Raw genomic sequence first — 2034 nt, forward strand, 5'->3', positions numbered from 1 at the left:
TCAAGATGCATGCCGTAACCCACCATCACAGCCACACGCGTCACGGTGGGTTACGCCGCCATTCCCTCGCGCCGCTTCGCTTGCCGCGCTCGGTCAGCGGCTAACCCACCCACCCAACATCCAGCACCAGCATCAATCCACCAGCCGCCCGTCCACCAGCCGGATCTGCCGGTCGCAGGTATCGGCCAGGCGGGCGTCGTGGGTGACGACGAGGAAGGTGACACCGTCTTCGCGGTTGATTTCGCGCATCAGCGCGAAGGCCTCGGCTGCGGTCTGGGTGTCGAGGTTGCCGGTGGGCTCGTCGGCCAGCACCAGCCGCGGGCGCGCCATCAGTGCGCGCACGATGGCCACCCGCTGCTGCTGTCCACCGGACAGTTGCACCGGCATTTTGTAACTGTGTTCGGCCAGCCCCACCCGCGCCAGCAGCATGGCGGCTCTGGCCTTATCATCAGCATTCACCGCGCCTTTGCCGGCGAACACCGGCATCATCACGTTTTCCAGTGCCGTAAACGCCGGCAGCAGATGGTGAAACTGGAAGATAAAACCCAGATAAAGATTGCGTAGCCGGGTGCGCGCCGCATCGCTAAGCCCCACTGCGGTTTCGCCGGCAATCATCAGCTCGCCCGAACTGGGCTGCTCCAGCAGGCCCATGATATTGAGCAAGGTGGACTTGCCCGAGCCGGACGGGCCGATCAGGGCGGAGAATTCACCTTCGGCAAGCCCCAGGTTGATGCCGTGCAGCACCTCGACCAGCGGTGCCTTGCCGCCGCCATAACTGCGGCGAATGTCCTTCAGTTGTAAGACCTCAGCCACGAATTGCCTCCACCGGGTCCAGCATCGCCGCGCGCCGTGCCGGTGCCCATGCCGCCAATACACCGGCCAGCGTTGCAATGATGGCCGTGATGATAAACAGTGATGGCGTGACCACCACCGGGAACAAGGGTGTGCCGTCGCTATTGAGTGCCAGCTTGGTAAAACCCTTGGCCAGCAGCGCGCCCAGTACCGAGCCACCGAGCGAGCCCACCAGCCCGTAGATCGCGCCTTGCAGCAGGAAGACGGCGCGTATCCGGCTGGCAGGCGTGCCCATGGCGCGCAGGATGCCGATTTCGCGCTGCTTTTGCACCACCGACACCACCAGTACGCTGGCAATACCCAGCGCCACCGCCAGCGTGACGAACACCTTGATCATATTGCTGGACGCGCTCTGGCTGCGTAGTGCCGTCACCAGCTGGGTATTGGTTTCCTGCCAGCTATCGGCCTCCAGCGCAGTGCGCGCCGAGGCGGCTGCCGCAATAGTTTCGGCCTGAAACAGATCGGTGGTTTTGATATAGATGTCGCTAACATCGCGCCGGTAACCGAGCAAGGACTGCGCGCTTCTAAGCGGCAGCAGCACCCAGCGCCGCGACAGATCCTTCAGCCCGAAATCCAGCACCGCCGTCACCAGAAAACTGTCGGCACTGCCGGTCGCCGATACCAGGCGCAGGCGGTCGCCCGGCTTCAGGCCCAGCTCGCGCGCCAGCTCCGAACCTATCATCACCGCACCGCTATCCAGACGCAGTTGCCCGGCCTTGAGCTTGCTTTGTAGCGGTACGATCTTCAGGTAATCGGCCAGCTCCACGCCCATCAGCACCACCGATTTCCTGACCCCGCCCTTGAGTGCGAAGCCCGGCCCGCTGGCCATCACTGCCGCCGCTTCCACACCGGGCAAGGCGCGGGTCGCGGCCAGTGCGCCGGCCCAGTTTGCTATGGTGTTTTCGCGCTGGGTACGCGTCTCCACCTCGCTCATCAGCTCGCCCGCCGGCGCGGCGATCAGGCGGCGGTTCACGTCTTCACGCGGCTTGAGCACGATATGCGCCTGCGTCGACAGCGTCTTGTCGATGATATTGCTTTGCAGACCGTTCACAATGGCGGTGATATACACCACCACCGCCACGCCTATGGTCACGCCGGCGAGAATCAGCACCGTCTGGAAGCGCCCTTCGCGCATCAGCCGCCACGCCACCGTCCAGATAAAAGCCATCAGCCCTGCTCCTT

Annotated in this window: 2 protein-coding genes; both read right to left on the bottom strand. The window is 63.9% G+C overall.

Annotated features, from left to right (window positions below; translation table 11 throughout):
• Nucleotides 1-132: 132 nt before the first annotated feature.
• Nucleotides 133-813: an ABC transporter ATP-binding protein gene (locus ACRC1E_RS12920; RefSeq protein WP_438515499.1), complete on the bottom strand. Its 681-nt coding sequence runs from the start codon at nucleotides 811-813 to the stop codon at nucleotides 133-135.
• Nucleotides 806-2034, bottom strand: a 1229-nt coding sequence (locus ACRC1E_RS12925) for an ABC transporter permease (RefSeq protein WP_438515500.1), incomplete at its 5' end; no start/stop codon positions are given. The genes ACRC1E_RS12920 and ACRC1E_RS12925, both read right to left, overlap by 8 nt.

The organism is Craterilacuibacter sp. (assembly GCF_051659485.1).
Lineage (GTDB): Bacteria > Pseudomonadota > Gammaproteobacteria > Burkholderiales > Chromobacteriaceae > Craterilacuibacter.